Raw genomic sequence first — 19,226 nt, forward strand, 5'->3', positions numbered from 1 at the left:
AACCTGGGTGTTAACGATAAAGGTAGAAGCGAGAAAAAGAAAAGAAATGCTCTAATTCAATGTTTATAGTTTAGTTTATCTTTATCGCCGATAAAAAAAATATGAAGCATTTTCTTTTAAAATTTACTGTTCTCTTAATAAGTCTTCCGTTTTTTTCTCAAGAAAAAGAGTTGAAGCCTGTTTCCTTAGAAGCGGATTTTTTCTACGGAACTATTTTAGAACACAATTCCGATATTCAGCATGTAATTACGGGTCATCCCACGGGCTTTATACTTTCGTTTAATCGAAAAACTTATGGTTTTAATGAATGGGAGCGTAGATATAACTATCCAGACTGGGGATTTACGTTAGCGCATCAAAATCTTCACAACGAATTTTTAGGCAAAGCTGTAGGTGTTTACGGCCATTTTAATTGGTATTTTTTAAACAGACATTTAATGTTACGTGTTGGACAAGGAGTTGCTTATGCCTCAGATCCTTTTAACCCCGATACAAACTATAACAACAGTGCCTACGGAAGCCATTTGCTAAGTTCAACTTTTTTGAAAGGAAATTTTGTGCGTGAAAATATTTGGAAAGGCTTAGGTTTCCACGCTGGATTCACTCTTATTCACTACAGTAATGCAAATTTAAAAGCACCTAATAATAGCACCAACACCTTTGCTTTAAACGCAGGTTTGAGCTATCAATTAGATTACAAAGAATTTCCTGAGTATATCAAAAAAGAAGATTCCCTTAGTAGAACTTACGCCGAAAAATTCAAATATAACCTTGCTTTTAGAACAGGTATAAACGAAAGTGATGTAATAGGTTTAGGTCAGGAGCCTTTCTATGTAATTTCAGCGTTCGTAGATAAAAGGATTAATTACAAAAGCACCTTTACAGCAGGTGTTGATATTTACTTTTCAATGTTTTTAAAAGAATTGATTAAATATCGTTCAATAGCCTATCCTGAAGACGGCCTGTCTGGGGATGAAGATTATAAGCGTGTTGGGGCTTTTATAGGTCACGAATGGCGTTTTAATAAAGTTGCTTTTGTGAGTCAGTTAGGGTATTATGTTTACTGGCCTTATGAGTTTGAGAATAGAGTTTATAATCGATTAGGGTTGAAACGATATTTCTTTGACGATAAGGTGTTTGCGGCAATAACATTGCACGCACATTGGGCAAAGGCCGAAGCTGTTGAATTTGGAATTGGGTATAGGCTTTAAGTACGAAAAAAATGAAGAAAATAGCATATCTATTAATAGTGTTACTAACGGTTAGCTGCAATTCAGATTCTGGTTGGGACTGTATGCAAACCGCTGGAGATATTATCCAAACTGAAGTTGATGTTCCCGAGTTTACCAAAGTTCTAGTTGCTCAGCGAGCAAAACTTATCGTTCAGCAAGGGGAAGAGCAAAAAGTTGTGGTGGAAACAGGTGAAAACTTGTTAAGCGATGTTGAGGTTTCAGTTGTGGATGGTGTGCTCAAAATTTATAATCACAATTCCTGTAATCTAGTTCGAGATTACGGACTGACAAAAATATTTGTAACCTCTCCAAATCTTACTGAAATTCGTAGTAGTACAGGATATTTAACTGAAAGTATTGGTGTTTTGAGATATCCCAAATTGAGTTTGCTTTCGGAAGATTTTGGGATGGAAGATGAGTATCATACAAATGGCGATTTTAAAATTAATCTGGAGGTAGAAAACCTAACAGTTTCGGCAAATGGACTTTCTAAGTTTTACTTAAGTGGAAAAGCTGCAAATGCTAGTTTTGGATTGTTTGCTAGCGATTGTAGAATTTATTCAGAAGACTTAGTAGTTCAAAATTTAAATGTATATCACCGAAGTACGGGACCAATGGTGGTAAACCCTCAACAATCAATTAAAGGAAAAATTGTCGGTTTAGGCGATATTATTTCAAAAAACAGACCTCCTGTAGTGGAAGTTGAAGAGTTATATCGTGGTAGACTTATTTTTGAGTAGTAAGTTCGGTAAACAGCTTTTCTAAGGTTGTGTTTTTCTGATGCAGTTGAAGGATTTTTAAGCCATTGTCGTGCGCAAAATCAAAAACTTTCCCTCGCATATCTTGTTCAGTATTGAAGTATAGCTGATATACAAAACCTATAGAGTTCTCAACCTTATCAATTTTTGGAAGTTGTTGTAAGGCAACATCTTCAACACGATAGTCGAATTCTACTTCAATAATTTGTTGCTTGTTCTTTTTAAGGTCGGCGAGTTTTTTGTCTAAAACGATTTCTCCTTTATTTATAATAATCACACGGTCACAAATAGCTTCCACTTCCTGCATAATATGAGTAGAAAGCAGCACTGTTTTATGTTCTCCAACGTTCTTAATTAGCTGACGTATTTCAATCAACTGGTTAGGGTCTAAACCGGTTGTAGGTTCGTCAAGTATTAAAACGTCTGGATCGTGAAGAAGTGCATTTGCTAATCCAACACGTTGTCTGTATCCTTTTGAAAGCTGTCCGATTTTTTTATTTGCTTCAGGAGTAAGTCCCGTTTTTTCAATAACACTTTCAACCTCAGATTTTGGAATATTATATATACCTGCATTAAAAAGAAGGTATTCTCGAACGTACATATCTAAATAAAGAGGGTTGTGCTCAGGCAAGTATCCTACACTTCTTTTAACCGAAATATCGTCTTTAGATACTTCAAAATCATTTACAATTGCAACACCTTCCGAAGCAGGAATATAGGTTGTTAAAATCTTCATCATTGTAGATTTTCCAGCACCATTGGGGCCAAGAAAACCAACAATTTCACCTTTTTCTACTGAAAATGAAACATTGTTCAGCGCTTTTTGTTCGCCGTAGGTTTTGGTTATATTTTCTACTTTAATAGACATATTGAAATAAGTTGAGCAAAGTTACACAATGAACGCATTTAAACTTTTTAGATTGTAGAAATTTTCAAAGAGTTTAATAAAATGGCAAATTAAGTCTTTTTAACAATACATAAATGTTTACCTTAGCACTATATTATCACAATATGAACACGATTTTTAACTTCAATAACCTTTGGCACTTCTATTTAATAAAATAGGAGCGGGATGGTTGTGTAGTTAATTGTATTATAAAACATTTAAAGTCCCGGAAAATTTCTGGGACTTTTTTTGTTTAAAATTAATAATAACAGTTTAAAAATCAAGATAACTAATATTATAGTTGGCTAATTATCTTTAAAACATTGTAATGTGTTTACTTTGCAAATGTTTTGTTTGAAGGTACAAAACCCTATTAGAATTTAAAGTTTAGTAAATGGAAAACACTAAATCATTGCGCAATTGGTTGAGCGCTATGGAGCTCTCTCATCCTTTGGTGATTGCAGGACCTTGTAGTGCAGAAACAGAAGAACAAGTTTTGAAAATAGCGCATCAGTTAAAACAAACTGACGCCACAGTATTACGTGCAGGAATTTGGAAGCCTCGTACGAGACCTGGAAACTTTGAAGGTGTTGGCGCTTTAGGATTAAAGTGGCTTCAAAAAGCAAAACAAGAAACAGGTTTAATGATTGCCACTGAAGTAGCAAACGCCAATCACGTAGATTTAGCGTTAAAGCACGATGTAGATATACTTTGGGTAGGAGCAAGAACAACTGTTTCACCTTTTATTGTTCAGGAAATTGCTGATGCTCTAAAAGGAACCGATAAAATTGTTTTGGTAAAGAATCCCGTTAACCCAGACTTAGCCTTATGGTTAGGCGCTGTTGAGCGATTTTACGCATCAGACGTAAAGAAACTTGGAGTAATTCATCGTGGGTTTTCAACTTATGAGAAAACTCGCTATAGAAACAATCCCGAATGGCAAATTCCAATCGACCTTCAAAATAAATTTCCAGATTTACCCTTAATATTAGATCCTTCGCATATTGCAGGACGAAGAGATATCATTTTTGAACTTTGCCAAACAGCTTTAGATTTAAACTACGATGGCTTAATGGTTGAAACGCATTACGACCCTGATAATGCTTGGAGTGATGCTGCACAACAGATTACGCCAACAACCTTAGATAAGATGACGGTCGATCTTAGAATTCGAAAACAAGAAGGTGATGCCGTTGAGTTTAACAACAAGCTAGCGACACTGCGTACACAAATAGATGTAATAGACCGTCAATTAATCGACTCTCTAGGGAATCGTATGAGAATTGCCGATAAAATAGGCTTGTTGAAAAAGAAAAACAATGTAGCTATTCTGCAAACAAAGCGATGGAATGAGATTTTAGGAAAAATGATTTTAGAAGGAGAAGAAAACAACCTAAGTGAAGAATTTATTTTAAAAATATATAAAGCTATTCATCAAGAATCTATTAACCATCAGAAAAAGGTGATTAATGAATAGAGTCGTAAAAATTATTGAGTATTTTCGTAAATCTTGAATAGTAAACGTTGAATCAATGAATTATAATGAAAGGCATAGTTTATAAATCTACCGGAAGTTGGTATTCTGTTAAGGCAGAAGACGGAACTTTTTATGATTGTCGTATTAAAGGGAAATTTCGCATTGGCGGAATAAAAAGCACAAACCCTGTAGCGGTAGGCGATCACGTATTGTTTGATGTGGATAAAAAAGGAGATGAAACGGTAGGAGTGATTAAGCATATTGAAGAGCGTGAAAACTATATCATTCGTAAATCGGTTAACCTTTCAAAGCAAACACACATTATTGCATCAAATATCGATGTTGCTTTTTTATTAATTACCCTTAACAATCCTCCAACGTTTACCACTTTTATAGATCGATTTTTAGTTACGGCAGAAGCTTATCATATTAACGCTGTACTTCTTTTTAATAAAGTTGATACGTACAATGAAGACGAATTGTTAGAAATAAAATACCTAGCAGCAGTATATCGAAATATTGGTTACGAATGTATTGGTATTTCAGCCACTACAGGCAAGAATATCGATAAGGTAAAAGCCATAATGAAGGACAAGGTAACAATGTTTTCAGGGCATAGTGGCGTAGGGAAGTCTACTTTGGTAAATGCAATTGAGCCTGGATTAGATTTAAAAACTTCAAAAATTTCTGAACAGCATTTACAAGGGCAGCATACTACAACTTTTGCTGAAATGTTCGACCTTTCTTTTGGCGGACAGATTATTGATACCCCTGGAATTAAAGGGTTTGGTGTGGTAGAAATTGATAAAGAAGAATTAGGAGACTACTTCCCCGAGTTTTTCGAATTAAAAGAGCATTGCAAGTTTAACAACTGTCTTCACGTAGAAGAACCGCATTGTGCTGTAAAAGAAGCATTAGAAACAGAAGAAATAGCCTGGTCTCGATATAAAAGTTATCTGCAAATTTTAGAAGGCGAAGAAGAACACTTCAGAAAAGATATTTATAACAACGAAAAGTAAATATTCAATTACAAAAATTATTAAATCATAATGCGTGCATTAATTCAAAGGGTTAAAAAAGCATCAGTTACTATTGAAGGAAAAATTTACTCTGAAATCAATCAAGGCTTGCTTATTTTACTTGGAATAGAAGCTGAAGATACTCAAGAAGACATAGATTGGTTGGCAGGTAAAATAGCTAAAATGAGAATTTTTTCGGATGAAAACGACGCTATGAATCTCTCTGTGCAAGATGTTGATGGTGAGTGTTTAGTAGTAAGCCAATTTACACTTCACGCAAGTACAAAAAAAGGAAACCGCCCATCGTTTATAAAAGCTGCTAGGCCCGAAATTGCAATTCCGCTTTATGAAGAATTTATTCTACAGTTAGAAAACATCACCAATAAGAAAGTTAAAACAGGAAGTTTCGGTGCGATGATGGATGTTGGTTTAATAAACGACGGACCTGTTACAATTTGGATTGATTCAAAAAACAGAGAATAATTCCTTTAACCTTTTTTTAACTTTTATAAGTTTCATATATTGGTCAGCTGTAAAGCCGATTATGAAAAAAATTACCTGCCTTGTATTACTTCTATGCACGGTTATAACCTTCTCCCAAAACGATTTTTCAATAGCGTCTATTAATAAAGAGTTGTTGGAATACACTAATAGTGTATTAATAGACGAGAGTGTTGCCTTAGATGTTACCGATTTTAATACTGTAAAAACAAGTAAGCGCCGTGTTATTGCCGTTTTAAATAAAATGGGCAATGGCGATACCAACCTTTATGAATACTACGACGACAATTCTAAGGTAAAAAACATTAGAGTTTGGATTTACAATGCTTTTGGAAAAGAAATTGCCAGTTTTAAAAAGAAAGATTTTAACGATGTAAGTCGAACTGGGATAAGTATTTATAGTGACGACCGTTTGCTTTATTTAAATTACACGCCTACTACCTATCCTTATATCGTAGTTTATGAAAGTGAAACTGAAAGTGGAGACTCTGCTTTTATACAGCCTTGGCAACCCTTAGGTGGATATGCTGAAAGCACTCAAAAGAGTGTGTTTAAGATAAAATACAATCCATTAAATAAACCAAACTATAGCGCAAGAAATATTGAAGATTTTGATATTTCAATTTCAGATACCGACAACGAACTAACTTTTACAGCTCTAAACCTAAAGGCAGTTCGCCTGGAAGAGCACAGTCCGTCGAGTAGAAGCATATTGCCTCACGTTATGGTGGCGTTGGAAAATTTCAAATTAAAAGGTACATCCGGAACAAGTGAGAACTGGCAAAAATTTGGTAGTTGGTTGGATAATAAGCTCCTTGCCGATGTAAGTGATCTTCCCGAAGGAACAAAAGCAAAGGTTCGAAGTTTAGTAGCAAACGAAACTACAAACGAAGGAAAAGCAAGAAAAATATACCAATTTGTTCAAGATAAAGTTCGTTATGTAAGCATTCAAATAGGTATTGGTGGATGGAAGCCTATGCCTGCCTCGGATGTAGATAAGTTAAGTTATGGCGATTGTAAGGCGTTGACGATGTATACGAAATCCCTTCTTGAAGTGGTAGGTGTACCTTCATATTATACCTTGGTAAATGCAGGGGAGAACATAATGGAGATTGAAGAAAACTTTGCCACGCCTTGGTTTAATCATGCTATACTCGCCATTCCTGAAGATGATGGTTATACTTGGTTGGAATGTACAAGTCAAGATACACCTTATGGTTATTTAGGAGATTTTACAGATAATCGAGACGTATTAATAATGACTCCTGAAGGAGGAAAAGTTACCCGTACCAAAACGTATACAACTCAAGAAAACTTACAGACCAACTTCACTAATCTTACAGTAGATGCTCAAGGAAATGTTACTGCGCATTTTAAAGGTGTTTCTGAAGGGATTCAATACGACAGCAAGTATCTTCTTCCAAAGCAAAAACAAGAAGATATAGATAGGTTTTATAAAAAGAGATGGAGTTATGTAAATGGCTTTACTGTAGATGACATTAAATTTATAAATGATAGAGAAGAAGTGATTTTTACTGAAAATATTGAAGTTTCAGTTCCAAATTATGCCAACCCAGTTGGAGAAGACTTTCTTTTTTGTCCAAATATTTTCAATCAAAATAAATACATACCTCCACGAATTGATGATAGGAAACAAAACCTATTTATCCGTCACGGATTTGTTGATGTAGATACTGTTGAAGTTGCTCTTCCAGAAAATTTCGGCATTGACGGCCTGCCAGAAGATTTGGTTTTGGAAACAAAATTTGGGAAATACGAAGTTAGCTTTAATGAAACCGATGAAAATAAATTAATATACAGTCGAAAGCTTCGTATTGAAGAAGGAGAGTATCCTCCAAATGAATATGAAGAATATCGTGATTTTTTAAGATCTATTGCGAGGCTTGATAAAACCAAAATTCTTTTAAAACAAAACGTTCAATAACTAACTACCACTTATGAAAACCAATCTACTTTCAGTAATAATTACTATGTGCTTTTTGAATATTTCAGTAGCGCAAGACTATAGATTTGGAAAGGTTTCTAAAGAAGAATTACTTCAAAAAGAACACCCGACAGATCCTTCTGCAAACGCTGCAGTGTTGTATCGAGAAGTAAAAACCGAATTTCAATACAATCAAGATTCAGGGTGGTATATGGTTACCGATTACTTCGAAAGAGTAAAGATTTACAACAAAGAAGGTTTTGATTGGGCAAACGCCGAAATTAATTTGTACAAAGGTGAAGGGGAAGACAAGCTCCTAGGACTGAGAGGAAACACTTATTACTTGGACGAAAATGGAAAGGTACAAGACGAAAAGCTTCGAAAAGATGGAATTTTTGAAGAAGAAACTTCTAAGTATCTCACACAGACAAAAATTACAATGCCAGCTGTTCGCGAAGGTGCTGTAATAGAGTATAAATACACAATTAATTCACCTTTTATCTTTAATATAGATGAGTTTAAATTTCAGGAAACAATTCCGATAGACAAGGTGAATATGGTTTTCAAAACTCCAGAATATTTCATTTATAAAACACACCAAAGAGGGTGGGTGCCATATAAAGTAGATAAAGTTACTAGAGAAAGATCTATCACATTCCGTCAAACAACTAGAGATTTAAGACCATTAAGTGGTAGTGGAATTCCTGAGACTACCACTCGTGAGGTAAAGTTTAAAGAAGATACATACAGTGTAGATATCGATAATGTACCTGCTTTAAAAGAAGAAGCATTTGTAGGTAATTTAAACAATTACACCACAGCCCTACAATTTGAGATGAGTTACATAGACTTTCCTGGTTCGCCGTTAAAAACCTATGCTACTAATTGGGAAGATGTTTCAAAAAGTATATATAGAGTAGATTTATTTGGAGCTGAATTAGAACGTAAAAACTATTTTGAAAAAGATTTAAATAACATTCTTCAAGGGGTTAGTTCTTCTGAAGAAAAAATTGGGCGTATTTTTTCTTTCGTTTTAAATAAAATGACTTGGAACGGCTACAATGGTTATTATACTAATGAAGGCGTTAGAAATGCGTATAAAAAAGGTTCAGGAAATGTAGCCGATATTAATCTAATGTTGGTGGCTATGCTTCGCCACGCGAATTTAGAAGCCAATCCAGTATTGGTTAGTACAAAATCTCATGGAATTCCACTTTTCCCTACGCGTAATGGTTTTAACTATGTAATTGCGGGAATAGAACTTCCTCAAGGAACATTGCTTTTAGATGCGACAAATAAAGATGCTGAAATAGGTGTTTTAAAGTCTAGTGTTCAAAATTGGAAAGGTCGTGTAATAAAGAAAGATGGAACTTCGAGTTGGGTGTCGTTAAGCTCGATGATTCCTGCTGTAAAAAGCACTATGATAGCTGCTGAAATTACTCCAGATTTAATGCTTACTGGAAAGAATCAAAGTAGGTTTACTGGAAATTATGCATTTAAATACCGCTCAGATTTTAAAAGTTTAAATGAAGATGCACAGCGAAAAAAAATAGAAAAAGATTTAACTCCAGCAGAATTAGCTAACTTAGAGTTCGAAAACTTAGCTTCCCCTGGGGCTCCGGTATCTTTGAAATACGATTTTGAAGCTATGGATTTAATAGAAGATGTTGCAGGAAAACTTTACTTTTCGCCTATGGTATTTTTAGCTACAGAAGAAACTCCTTTTAAAACTGAAACTCGTTTGTATCCAATAGATTTTGGATATCCGATGAAGGATAGATATATTGTTACTATATCGCTGCCAGAAGGTTATAATGTTGAGTCGCTACCTGAAAATGTGGTTTATAATTTAGGTGAAAATCAAGGAAGTTATCGTTATTTAATTTCACAGGCAGGAAACAAACTTCAGCTATCGGTTGAATTTGCAATAAACCAATCGTATATCGCTGCGGAAGAATATGGGAACTTAAAAAAATTCTTTGAACTTTTAATAGCAAAAGAAAACGAAAAAGTAGTACTTTCAAAAGCATAATGGATATAAAAAACGCACAAAAAGCAGTAGATGCTTGGATAAAAGAACATGGTGTTCGTTATTTTAACGAACTTACTAATATGGCTCAGCTTACTGAAGAAGTAGGGGAAGTAGCTAGAATTATTGCCCGTCGATACGGGGAGCAAAGCGAAAAAGAAAGCGATAAAAATAAAGATTTGGGCGAAGAGCTAGCAGATGTTATTTTTGTAGTGCTTTGTCTTGCAAATCAAACAGGCGTAGATCTTGAAGAAGCTTTTAATAAAAAACTAGATATTAAGACAAAGCGTGATCACGATAGGCACCACAACAACGAAAAATTAAAGTAAATGTTTAAGAAAGTAATAAACACCAAAGGTTTTTGGAAATCGGTAATATCATTAGCAGTGTCCTTTGCTATTTTGTTTGCTTTAATTAAGTGGGCAATAGAAGGTTTTGACATGGCTTATTTTACCGAAAGAAATCCATTGGTGTTTATGCTTACACTTCTCGGTGCGGGCTTTGTTTATGGTTTCTTTGTAACCTTTGGAAAATTTAGAGCTAAGATTAAAGAGAAAGAACAAAGATAATGAAGGCTGTCCTAGAATCAGGAAGTTTTCACACTCGAGCCTTACAACCGAGTAATAATTCTGTTGAAATTAATATTAGTGGCTCTAAAAGCGAATCGAATAGATTGTTGATTCTTCAAGCGCAGTTTCCTAATATTTCAATTGAAAATCTCTCAGATAGTGACGATACTGAGGTACTTAAAAAAGGACTTCAAGTTGCTAATGGAGAAGTAGATGTACATCATGCAGGTACGGCAATGAGATTTCTTACAGCTTATTTTGCAGTAAAAGAAGGTTCAGAAATCACACTCAACGGAAGTAAGCGAATGCAAGAACGCCCTATAGCAATTCTTGTAGATGCGCTTAGAAGCTTAGGAGCTGAGATAGAATATCTTAAAAATGATGGTTATCCACCTTTAAAGATTAAAGGAAGAAATCTTCAGAAAACAAATGTATCAATTCAGTCTAACGTTAGTAGTCAGTATATATCGGCATTAATGCTGGTGGCGCCAATGCTTCAAAATGGATTGAATGTTACATTAGAAGGAAAAACCACTTCACTTCCTTATATCGAAATGACACTTTCATTGTTAACAAGAATAGGTGTAAAGGCCCAATTCAACAAAAATGAAATAACTATTTCTTCAACAAAAAACATTCAAGATATATCTCTAGTTGTAGAATCTGATTGGAGTTCTGCTTCATATTTTTATAGCTTAATTGCGCTTTCGGGTGAAAATGCCACAAAAAAGGTAGTTTTAAAGAGTTATATAAAAGATAGTTTACAAGGCGATGCAGCTTTGGATGAAATTTATAGGGCATTGGGCGTAAAAACTGTATTTAATGATGCAGAGAAATCTATTACAATTTCGAAAATTGAAACCCGATTACCAGTTTCTTTAAGCCTCGATTTATCAAACACCCCAGATCTAGCTCAAACGATTTCGGTAACCTGTTTTGGATTGGGAATTGCTTGTAAACTAAAAGGACTACACACCCTAAAAATCAAAGAAACAGATAGACTTTTAGCCTTAAAAACTGAGCTAGAAAAGTTAGGTGCTACAGTAGAAGTAGATGAAAACTCATTAACTCTAAAGCGTGCTACTTCAATAAAAACGAATGCTGTAATAGAAACCTATCAAGACCACAGAATGGCGATGGCGTTTGCACCATTATTTTTAAAGACTAATCTCACAATTAATAATGCAGAGGTTGTATCAAAATCTTACCCAAATTTTTGGAATGACTTACAAAAATTCGGAATTGATTTAGCTTTAATTCCATAAATGGCATTTGAAGTATTCTTGCTAAATAAAAATTTTAGATTTTTTAGCACCCATAATATTGGCAATCATTTAACAAATAAACGTTTTTACGACTCTCTGCAAGCCCAGCAAACATAGGGTGTAATCAAAATAAAGTGCTAATTACTTGACAACGCCTATCTTGAGGTTGTATATTTGCAACCTTTTAAAAACCTTAAGACAAGATGCATTATGGGAATGAAACTATCACATTACAATTTTGAACTTCCACCAGAATTATTAGCAGAATATCCTGCAGAAAACCGTGACGAATCTAGATTGATGGTACTCGACAGAAAAACGAGAACTATTGAGCATAAATTATTTAAAGATTTAATCGATTATTTTGAGGAAGACGATGTGTTGGTAACAAATAACACTAAAGTATTCCCAGCAAGATTATTCGGAAATAAAGAAAAAACAGGAGCGCGTATTGAAGTTTTTCTTCTTAGAGAATTAAATTCAGAAACGCGTCTTTGGGATGTTTTAGTAGATCCAGCTAGAAAGATTAGAATTGGAAATAAACTTTATTTCGGTGATGATGAAACTCTTGTAGCTGAAGTTATTGATAATACTACAAGTCGCGGAAGAACACTTCGTTTCCTTTTTGACGGATCTTATGAAGAATTCAGAAATAAATTAACTGAATTAGGAGAAACGCCACTTCCAAAATACATAAAGAGAGACGTTGAGCCAGAAGATGCTGAGCGTTACCAAACGATATTCGCAAAAGTTGAAGGTGCTGTTGCTGCTCCAACTGCAGGATTACACTTTTCAAAACACCTTTTAAAGCGTTTAGAAATTAAAGGTGTGAATATGGCTGAGGTTACTTTACACGTTGGTTTAGGTACATTTAGTTCTGTTGAGGTTGAAGACCTTTCTAAGCACAAAATGGACTCAGAAGAAATGAGTATTAGTCAAGAAACTGCAGATATAGTTAATGCTGGTCTAGAGCGTAAAAAGCGTGTTTGTGCTGTAGGTACTACTGCTATGCGAGCTTTAGAAAGTTCTGTTTCATCAAACTTCCGCTTAAATCCATATACTGGATGGACAAATAAGTTTATTTTTCCTCCTTATGATTTCAGTATAGCAAATGCGATGATTACGAATTTCCACACTCCGAAATCTACTTTAATGATGATGGCTGCAGCTTTTGCTGGTCACGATTTCCTTAAAGAAGCTTATGCGGAAGCAATTAAAGAAAAATATAACTTCTACTCTTATGGTGATGCAATGTTAATCATCTAATAACTGTTTAAGATATCAGAAAAATCCCGACCTAAAATCGGGATTTTTTTATTCCTAATTTTTAAATAATATCCTAATCCTATCATCATTATAGCGGGGTATTTTGAATATTTCACAAATAATTAAAGTTAGTACAGTGTATTTGTAAGTCTTTGGTTTTCAAATGTGGAAATAAAAAATTACCTTAGTCTCTTCTATTTAAGACTAACCGGATATTTGAATGAAAAAAACTACTCTTTTCTTCATTTTATGCTTCACCTTTCTTTACGCCTTTTCACAAGGGGATGGAGAACCGCTACCTGTTAGTTGGGGATTGAATATGGAGTCCACACCCAGTATAGTCGAGTTACCTACTATAGATTTAGAAACTATAAATAGAGAAGACAAGGTAAACGATCAAGATAAAAGCATGCCTTGGCGGTATGGTATTGAAATTCCTGTTAGATTAGATATGCAACATAATGGTCTTTGGACTGTATTACCTAATGGAGGTAAAATATGGCAGGCAACGATTCAGTCTTCAGAAGCGGTAAATTTGAGCGTGAATTTCGATAAGTTTTATTTGCCTGCAGGTTCTAGATTGCAACTTTTTAATAATGAACATACCGATATAACTTCAACGTTTACTAGTCATCAAAATCGAGATGATGGCCGGATAGGTACTTGGTTTGTTGAAGGAGATATTCTTTGGATAGAATATTACCAACCCCCAAACGTAGAAGGAGAACCAGAACTTCAATTAAGGAGTGTGATTCACGGATACAGAATGACTGCAATAAATACTATGCTCAATAATTCTAGAGGAATAAATGAGTCTGGCGATTGTAATTACGATGTTAATTGTTCAGTTGGTAATGACTTCGATCAGAAAAAAGATTTATTGAAAAAATCTGTTGCTTTACTAAACCTCGGGAATGGATTGTTATGTTCTTCTGCATTAATCAATAACACCCGAAACGATAAAACACCTTATTTGCTTACTGCTAACCATTGTCTTGATAATAGCGACCCTTCCTTTTGGACTGTGCGTTTTAATTGGGTAAGTCCAAACCCTGTTTGTGGAACAGGAGAAGACAGTAGTGATATACAAACAAACTTTACCATAAGTGGTGCAGAATTAAAAGCCAACAATAGCTTAAGCGATTTTGCTCTTGTGAAATTATACGATGACATTCCAAATTCTTGGGACGTTGCTTTTGCAGGTTGGGATAATTTAGATACCGACCCATTGTTTGAAGTAGGGATACACCATCCTCAAGGAGATATTATGAAAGTGTGTAGAGACGATTCTGGGGCTCAAAAAATTGATGCCAACGGAACTAAAGCATGGATAATTGGAGGCGGGTCTCAAGGATCTGGAAATGGTTGGGAAATAGGAACTACGGAAAGCGGCTCTTCAGGTTCACCATTATTTAATGAGAACGGTAAAATTATAGGTCAGCTATACGCTGGGGAATCGGCTTGTTTAGGATTAGAAACAAATAACGGCTACGATTTATATGGTAGATTTGGTGTGTCTTGGAATTCCGGTACAACTCCTGAAACTAGATTGGTTGATTGGTTAGACCCAATTGAATCTGGACAAACAAGTATAGAAACTCTGCAAAACAATCTTAATGTGCCTGATTTTGAAGATTTGGGGAAATTATTAATCTACCCAAATCCTGCCAGTACTACGTTAACAGTTTTAAACAATCGCTATCCTAATTTAAGGTATCAGTTGTTTAATGTGATAGGGCAAGAAATAAACTCAGGATCATTATCAAATACGATGAATACAATAATAGTAGATAATATATCGGAAGGTATTTATTTTCTTTACCTTGTAAACCAGGACAACAACGATTCAATGACAAAAAAAATTATAATAAAACACTAACCCCCTCTAATTTCTATATTGTTTAAAAGTCTCTATTCCAAATTGGAAAAGAGGCTTTTTTGTTTGTAGGTTGGTTTCTCTGATAGAGAATTTAAAAGGATGTTGAAAAACTTAAATACTAATACTTAGGTCTATTGCTCTTTAATACAACGAACTGATGCTCCAAATGCACGATAGTCACCAGCGTCTGTAAATACAGAGGTATTGGATAAATACACTTTACTAGATAATTTAGGAAACCCGGTTATTATGGTGCTTGACCAATAATTACCTCTTTCTCCAACTCCAAGTAACGATCCAGATGAAGTATAGCGTTCTCCACCTATTGTAAGTTTAAGTGGGAAATTAAATGCGCCATTGGCATTTGACGAACTCCAACTTGCTACTTCAGTTTGCCATTCATCAACTGTAGGTAGTCGAAATCCATTTGGACACGGATTATTAATACCGTTAAGCCCTTGCCAAAGTGCATCATTTTGAGGATTTCTCCAGTCGTTAAATGACTGACTTGCTATAAATTTATTGTGACCAGGAATATCATTATTACTTCTTACACTTGTAACACTAGAAGTTCTAGTTTGATGCCCATCATCCAATCGCCCCCATTGAAATAAATCACCATAGGAGTTTGAATCTGTTTTGCTATTAGCCACTCTCGAAGCACCAAGATTACGGTCCAACCAACATCTCCCATTAGCACCTTCTACTGTGCCGTAGGTTACTGATGTTCCTTTATAAGTAAAAGTCACAGGGTCGCCACATTGGAAAGTGGTAGCGGAATCACCACAGAGGCTTATCCATTCACTAGCATTCCAAAAGTTTATGCAGTTTTCCTCTAAGTTATAAATCATTAACCCGGCAACAGGATTAGTTATAGCATTTCTCTGAGAGGTTGTCATTCGTGGGGGTAAAAAACCGCTATTGTTAGATGATACATCAAGGGCGGCAGATGAATGAGGATTTGTGGTTCCAATCCCTACTTGTGCATTTGCATTTAGGAATATTAGATTTGAAAAAAGTAATAAAACTATGAGGTTTTTTAATTTCATCACACTTTTTTAAGAATTAATAAAGCTTACTTAATATGTTAAATTGAAGAGTAAATCTATAGATTAAAAACAAAAAAATCTACTTAAAAATCGACTTCTTGAAACCAAAAATTAAAATTAAATTAATTTTAATTTACTTCTTTATTTAACAGTCTCTATTCCAAATTGGAAAAGAGGCTTTTTTGTTTTAAAAAACCTAATTTTGCAACATGATAGAACAGAAGAAAGATATACGAGCCTTATCTAAAGAAGAACTTAGAGATTTCTTTGTTAGCATTGGCGACAAGGCCTTCCGTGGGACGCAGGTTTATGAATGGTTATGGAGTAAAGGGAGTCATAGTTTTGACGATATGACTAATCTTTCAAAAGAATTGCGAGCGCATCTTAACGAGAACTTCGTTATTAATCACATTAAAGTTGATCACTTTCAAAAAAGTAGTGATGGAACTATAAAAAATGCCGTAAAGTTGTTTGATGACTTTGTGGTCGAATCGGTGTTGATTCCAACTAAAAACAGAACTACTGCGTGTGTTTCTTCGCAAGTTGGGTGTAGTTTAGATTGTTCATTTTGTGCAACCGCTAGGTTAAAGCGAATGCGAAATCTAAACCCAGATGAAATTTATGATCAAGTGGTTACTATAGATAGAGAAAGTAGGTTGTATCATAACAAACCGCTTTCCAACATTGTTTTTATGGGAATGGGTGAACCGTTGATGAACTATAAAAACGTACTAGAGTCTATTGAAAAGATCACTAGTGACGAAGGTTTGGGAATGTCGCCTAAACGGATCACCGTTTCAACTTCTGGGGTTCCAAAAATGATTAAGAAACTTGCTGATGATGAAGTGAAATTCAACCTTGCTGTTTCTTTGCATTCTGCAGTTCAAGAAACTAGAGAGCAAATCATGCCATTTGCTAAAAGCTTCACCTTAGAAGACCTTAGAGAATCACTGGAGTATTGGTACAGTAAAACCAATCGTAAAATTACATACGAATACATTGTTTGGAAGGATATAAATGATAAATGGGAAGATATACAGGCGCTTGTGGCTTTCTGCAAATATGTGCCGTGTAAAGTAAATATTATTGAATACAACCCGATTGACGATGGAAATTTCCAACAGGCTTCATCAACCGTTATCGACGGTTATATTGAGGCTTTAGAGCACAACCATATCCCTGTTACGGTAAGACGAAGTAGAGGAAAAGATATTGATGCTGCCTGCGGACAGTTGGCGAACAAACAGTAAATAAAAAGAGCGGCTATAGGCCGCTCTTTTCAATTTATGCTAAAATGTAAATTAGTTCTTTACAATTTTAAATGACTTGCTAGCTCCATCGATAGAAACAGTAGCGATGTAAACACCTGATTGTAATTCAGAAATATTTACAGACTCATTAGTGTTGTTTAATTTTTGAGAAACAACTTGCTGTCCTAACATATTGTATAGAGCAACATTTTCCATAGCGAAGTTTGATGAAAGGTTTAATTGACTGTTTGTAACAAAATAGTTGAAATCATTAAACTCATTGCTTCCTACAGCTAAAACATCTGTAAGGCTTACATCATCAAAATTAATGATAAATTGATCCGTAGAATCGTGATGTCTGAATGCAATATACAGAGTGGTAGCTCCAGCTAGAGATGAAAGATCAAGGCTTCTTGGTACAAACGTTCCTCTTGCCCAAGGATCTTCACCAATGTTTTCAGAAAAACTAACCGTAACTGAAGGGTCAGTATTCATAAAATCTGCCACGGTGTTTCCAGTTGAAACATATACGGTGTAAGTTTCATTATAATAGGAAGTATCTTGCGTACCAACTAAATATCCTAGTATGGGTGATACATTTCCTGTTACATCAATTGCTGGGGAAATCGCATAATTGTCAGGTGTTAACGGAGTGCCATCAAAAGATTGTGATGATAAATAAATTTCATCACCATTTTGATTAACAGTCGGATCAAAAGGAATAAAATAATATCCGTCACCGTCCTCATCTAATAGGGTCCAATCAGAAATATCTTTATCCTGGAAATCATCAAAGAAATAATTAGATTGTGCTGTCATAGCAAAGCAAGAAACTATTGCTGCTAATAAAGTAATTTTTTTCATGTTGTAAAGTGTTAAGGGATTAATTGTTTGCTTCCAAAAATATGAATTAGACGTGATTGTAAATATGTTTCCCAAAAGTCTAACAGATTTATTGATATTTTTAGAGAAGTGTAATAGCAATATCTAAGTTTAGCATTTTTTTTGATTTTCCGGCAAGCGCATAGTTGTTTATGCTTTTCTTCGCGAAAAAAAAGTAATGAATAAGCGTTTCTTTTTATGCTAAAATGTAAATTAGTTCTTTACAATTTTAAATGACTTGCTAGCTCCATCGATAGAAACAGTAGAGATGTAAACACCTGATTGTAATTCAGAAATATTTACAGACTCATTAGTGTTGTTTAATTTTTGAGAAACAACTTGCTGTCCTAACATATTGTATAGAGCAACGCTATTCATTGTAGTGTTAGATGAAAGGTTTAATGCGTTGTTAGCAACTGAATATTGGAATCCTTTAAATTCGTTAGTTCCTACAGCTAAAACACCAGATACCATTACATCGTCAATAGAGATGTAATCCATATCAGTAACATCGTGATGTCTAAAAGCAACGTAGATAGTTTCACCAGTAAATTCAGAAACATCTAAAGTACGAGTGTATTGAGTTCCAGCATCATTTGGATCATCATAAACTTCAGTAAAAGTAACGTTAGAAGCTCCTAGGTCAGTGATATCGCTACTTGTACCAACGTAAACACTGTATTTTTCATTATCCCATGTTGCAGCAGCAGCTGAAACTTTCCAGCTCAATTCAACACTTCCAGAAGCAGTAGATAAATCGATTGCAGGAGAAACGATCCAGTTGTCTGGAGTTAATGGGTTAAAATACCAAGAGCTTGAAATTAAAGAAATAGGAGTAACAGGGTTTCCATCTGTACCTGTAATATAAAAGAAATCTGCCCAATTGTATCCGTCACCATCTTCATCATAAACTTCCCAATCAGAAACATCTTCATCGTCAAAGTTGTCTTCAAAGAAAACAGTTTGAGCATTCATAGCAAAACCTGCAAATAATGCAGCTAAAAAAGTAATTTTTTTCATTGTAAATATTATTTGTTATAAAATTAATTTTACCAAATGTAAAGATTGATTCCATATTTCACGGGGCTTTTAGAGGTTTTAACACCGCGGTTCAAATCCGTATTTTTTTATTATTATTTATGTGAAATTGATTTTCTTCACATATGTTTTTGATGTAAAACTTATTTTTTTATCAATTTAATTGAGGTTTGTGTGAAAT

Annotated in this window: 17 protein-coding genes; 13 read left to right on the plus strand and 4 right to left on the minus strand. The window is 34.7% G+C overall.

Annotated elements, in window-relative coordinates:
• Positions 1 to 101: 101 nt before the first annotated feature.
• Both G3A46_RS09745 and G3A46_RS09750 read left to right on the plus strand, forming a co-directional pair.
• On the plus strand, positions 102 to 1,211 hold the full coding sequence (locus tag G3A46_RS09745; RefSeq protein ID WP_165149329.1) for an acyloxyacyl hydrolase: 1,110 nt from the start codon (positions 102 to 104) through the stop codon (positions 1,209 to 1,211).
• Positions 1,212 to 1,222: 11 nt separating this feature from the next.
• The gene (locus tag G3A46_RS09750) at positions 1,223 to 1,972 is read left to right on the plus strand and encodes a head GIN domain-containing protein (protein WP_165149331.1); all 750 of its coding nucleotides are present in this window, start codon (positions 1,223 to 1,225) and stop codon (positions 1,970 to 1,972) included.
• On the opposite strand, the gene gldA is transcribed toward G3A46_RS09750, so the two are convergent.
• Complete coding sequence (gldA, locus tag G3A46_RS09755; protein WP_165149333.1) at positions 1,959 to 2,858, minus strand: gliding motility-associated ABC transporter ATP-binding subunit GldA; 900 nt, start codon at positions 2,856 to 2,858, stop codon at positions 1,959 to 1,961. The genes G3A46_RS09750 and gldA overlap by 14 nt on opposite strands.
• Before the next feature lie 412 nt (positions 2,859 to 3,270).
• Between gldA and G3A46_RS09760 the strand changes: the two genes are divergently transcribed.
• The 10 genes from G3A46_RS09760 (at position 3,271) to G3A46_RS09805 (ending at position 14,826) form a co-directional block, all read left to right on the plus strand.
• Positions 3,271 to 4,353, plus strand: coding sequence for a bifunctional 3-deoxy-7-phosphoheptulonate synthase/chorismate mutase type II (locus tag G3A46_RS09760; RefSeq protein WP_165149335.1), 1,083 nt, complete (start codon positions 3,271 to 3,273; stop codon positions 4,351 to 4,353).
• Between the two features lie 65 nt (positions 4,354 to 4,418).
• Entirely contained in the window at positions 4,419 to 5,372 is a 954-nt protein-coding gene (rsgA, locus tag G3A46_RS09765; RefSeq protein WP_165149337.1) for a ribosome small subunit-dependent GTPase A, read from the plus strand.
• A 30-nt stretch (positions 5,373 to 5,402) separates the two neighbouring features.
• Positions 5,403 to 5,855 (plus strand): D-aminoacyl-tRNA deacylase, encoded by a 453-nt coding sequence (gene dtd, locus G3A46_RS09770; RefSeq protein WP_165149339.1) that lies wholly within the window; start codon positions 5,403 to 5,405, stop codon positions 5,853 to 5,855.
• A 61-nt stretch (positions 5,856 to 5,916) separates the two neighbouring features.
• Positions 5,917 to 7,818 (plus strand): DUF3857 domain-containing protein, encoded by a 1,902-nt coding sequence (locus tag G3A46_RS09775; protein ID WP_165149341.1) that lies wholly within the window; start codon positions 5,917 to 5,919, stop codon positions 7,816 to 7,818.
• Between the two features lie 13 nt (positions 7,819 to 7,831).
• Positions 7,832 to 9,850 carry a transglutaminase domain-containing protein gene (locus tag G3A46_RS09780; RefSeq protein WP_165149343.1) on the plus strand — a complete coding sequence of 673 codons (2,019 nt, stop codon included), beginning with the start codon at positions 7,832 to 7,834 and terminating at the stop codon, positions 9,848 to 9,850.
• A complete protein-coding gene (locus tag G3A46_RS09785) occupies positions 9,850 to 10,176 on the plus strand; it encodes a nucleotide pyrophosphohydrolase (RefSeq protein WP_165149345.1) in 327 nt (108 codons plus the stop codon). Before G3A46_RS09780 ends, G3A46_RS09785 begins: the two co-directional genes overlap by 1 nt.
• Entirely contained in the window at positions 10,177 to 10,416 is a 240-nt protein-coding gene (locus G3A46_RS09790) for a hypothetical protein (RefSeq protein ID WP_139855973.1), read from the plus strand.
• Complete coding sequence (locus G3A46_RS09795) at positions 10,416 to 11,681, plus strand: 3-phosphoshikimate 1-carboxyvinyltransferase (RefSeq protein ID WP_165149347.1); 1,266 nt, start codon at positions 10,416 to 10,418, stop codon at positions 11,679 to 11,681. Before G3A46_RS09790 ends, G3A46_RS09795 begins: the two co-directional genes overlap by 1 nt.
• A gap of 216 nt (positions 11,682 to 11,897) precedes the next feature.
• A complete protein-coding gene (gene queA, locus G3A46_RS09800; RefSeq protein WP_165149349.1) occupies positions 11,898 to 12,947 on the plus strand; it encodes a tRNA preQ1(34) S-adenosylmethionine ribosyltransferase-isomerase QueA in 1,050 nt (349 codons plus the stop codon).
• Between the two features lie 220 nt (positions 12,948 to 13,167).
• Positions 13,168 to 14,826: a T9SS type A sorting domain-containing protein gene (locus G3A46_RS09805; RefSeq protein WP_165149351.1), complete on the plus strand. Its 1,659-nt coding sequence runs from the start codon at positions 13,168 to 13,170 to the stop codon at positions 14,824 to 14,826.
• Positions 14,827 to 14,957: 131 nt separating this feature from the next.
• Here G3A46_RS09805 and G3A46_RS09810 read toward each other — a convergent pair whose 3' ends face one another.
• Complete coding sequence (locus G3A46_RS09810; RefSeq protein ID WP_165149353.1) at positions 14,958 to 15,875, minus strand: FISUMP domain-containing protein; 918 nt, start codon at positions 15,873 to 15,875, stop codon at positions 14,958 to 14,960.
• Between the two features lie 209 nt (positions 15,876 to 16,084).
• Between G3A46_RS09810 and rlmN the strand changes: the two genes are divergently transcribed.
• Positions 16,085 to 17,125, plus strand: a complete 1,041-nt coding sequence (gene rlmN, locus G3A46_RS09815) for a 23S rRNA (adenine(2503)-C(2))-methyltransferase RlmN (RefSeq protein ID WP_165149355.1) — start codon at positions 16,085 to 16,087, stop codon at positions 17,123 to 17,125.
• A 51-nt stretch (positions 17,126 to 17,176) separates the two neighbouring features.
• On the opposite strand, the gene G3A46_RS09820 is transcribed toward rlmN, so the two are convergent.
• Complete coding sequence (locus G3A46_RS09820; RefSeq protein ID WP_165149357.1) at positions 17,177 to 17,989, minus strand: choice-of-anchor J domain-containing protein; 813 nt, start codon at positions 17,987 to 17,989, stop codon at positions 17,177 to 17,179.
• 231 nt (positions 17,990 to 18,220) lie between these two features.
• A complete protein-coding gene (locus G3A46_RS09825) occupies positions 18,221 to 19,027 on the minus strand; it encodes a choice-of-anchor J domain-containing protein (protein WP_165149359.1) in 807 nt (268 codons plus the stop codon).
• Positions 19,028 to 19,226 lie beyond the last annotated feature (199 nt).

The sequence above is a fragment of the Aequorivita sp. KMM 9714 genome, assembly GCF_011065475.1.
GTDB classification, from domain to species: Bacteria; Bacteroidota; Bacteroidia; order Flavobacteriales; family Flavobacteriaceae; genus Aequorivita; species Aequorivita sinensis.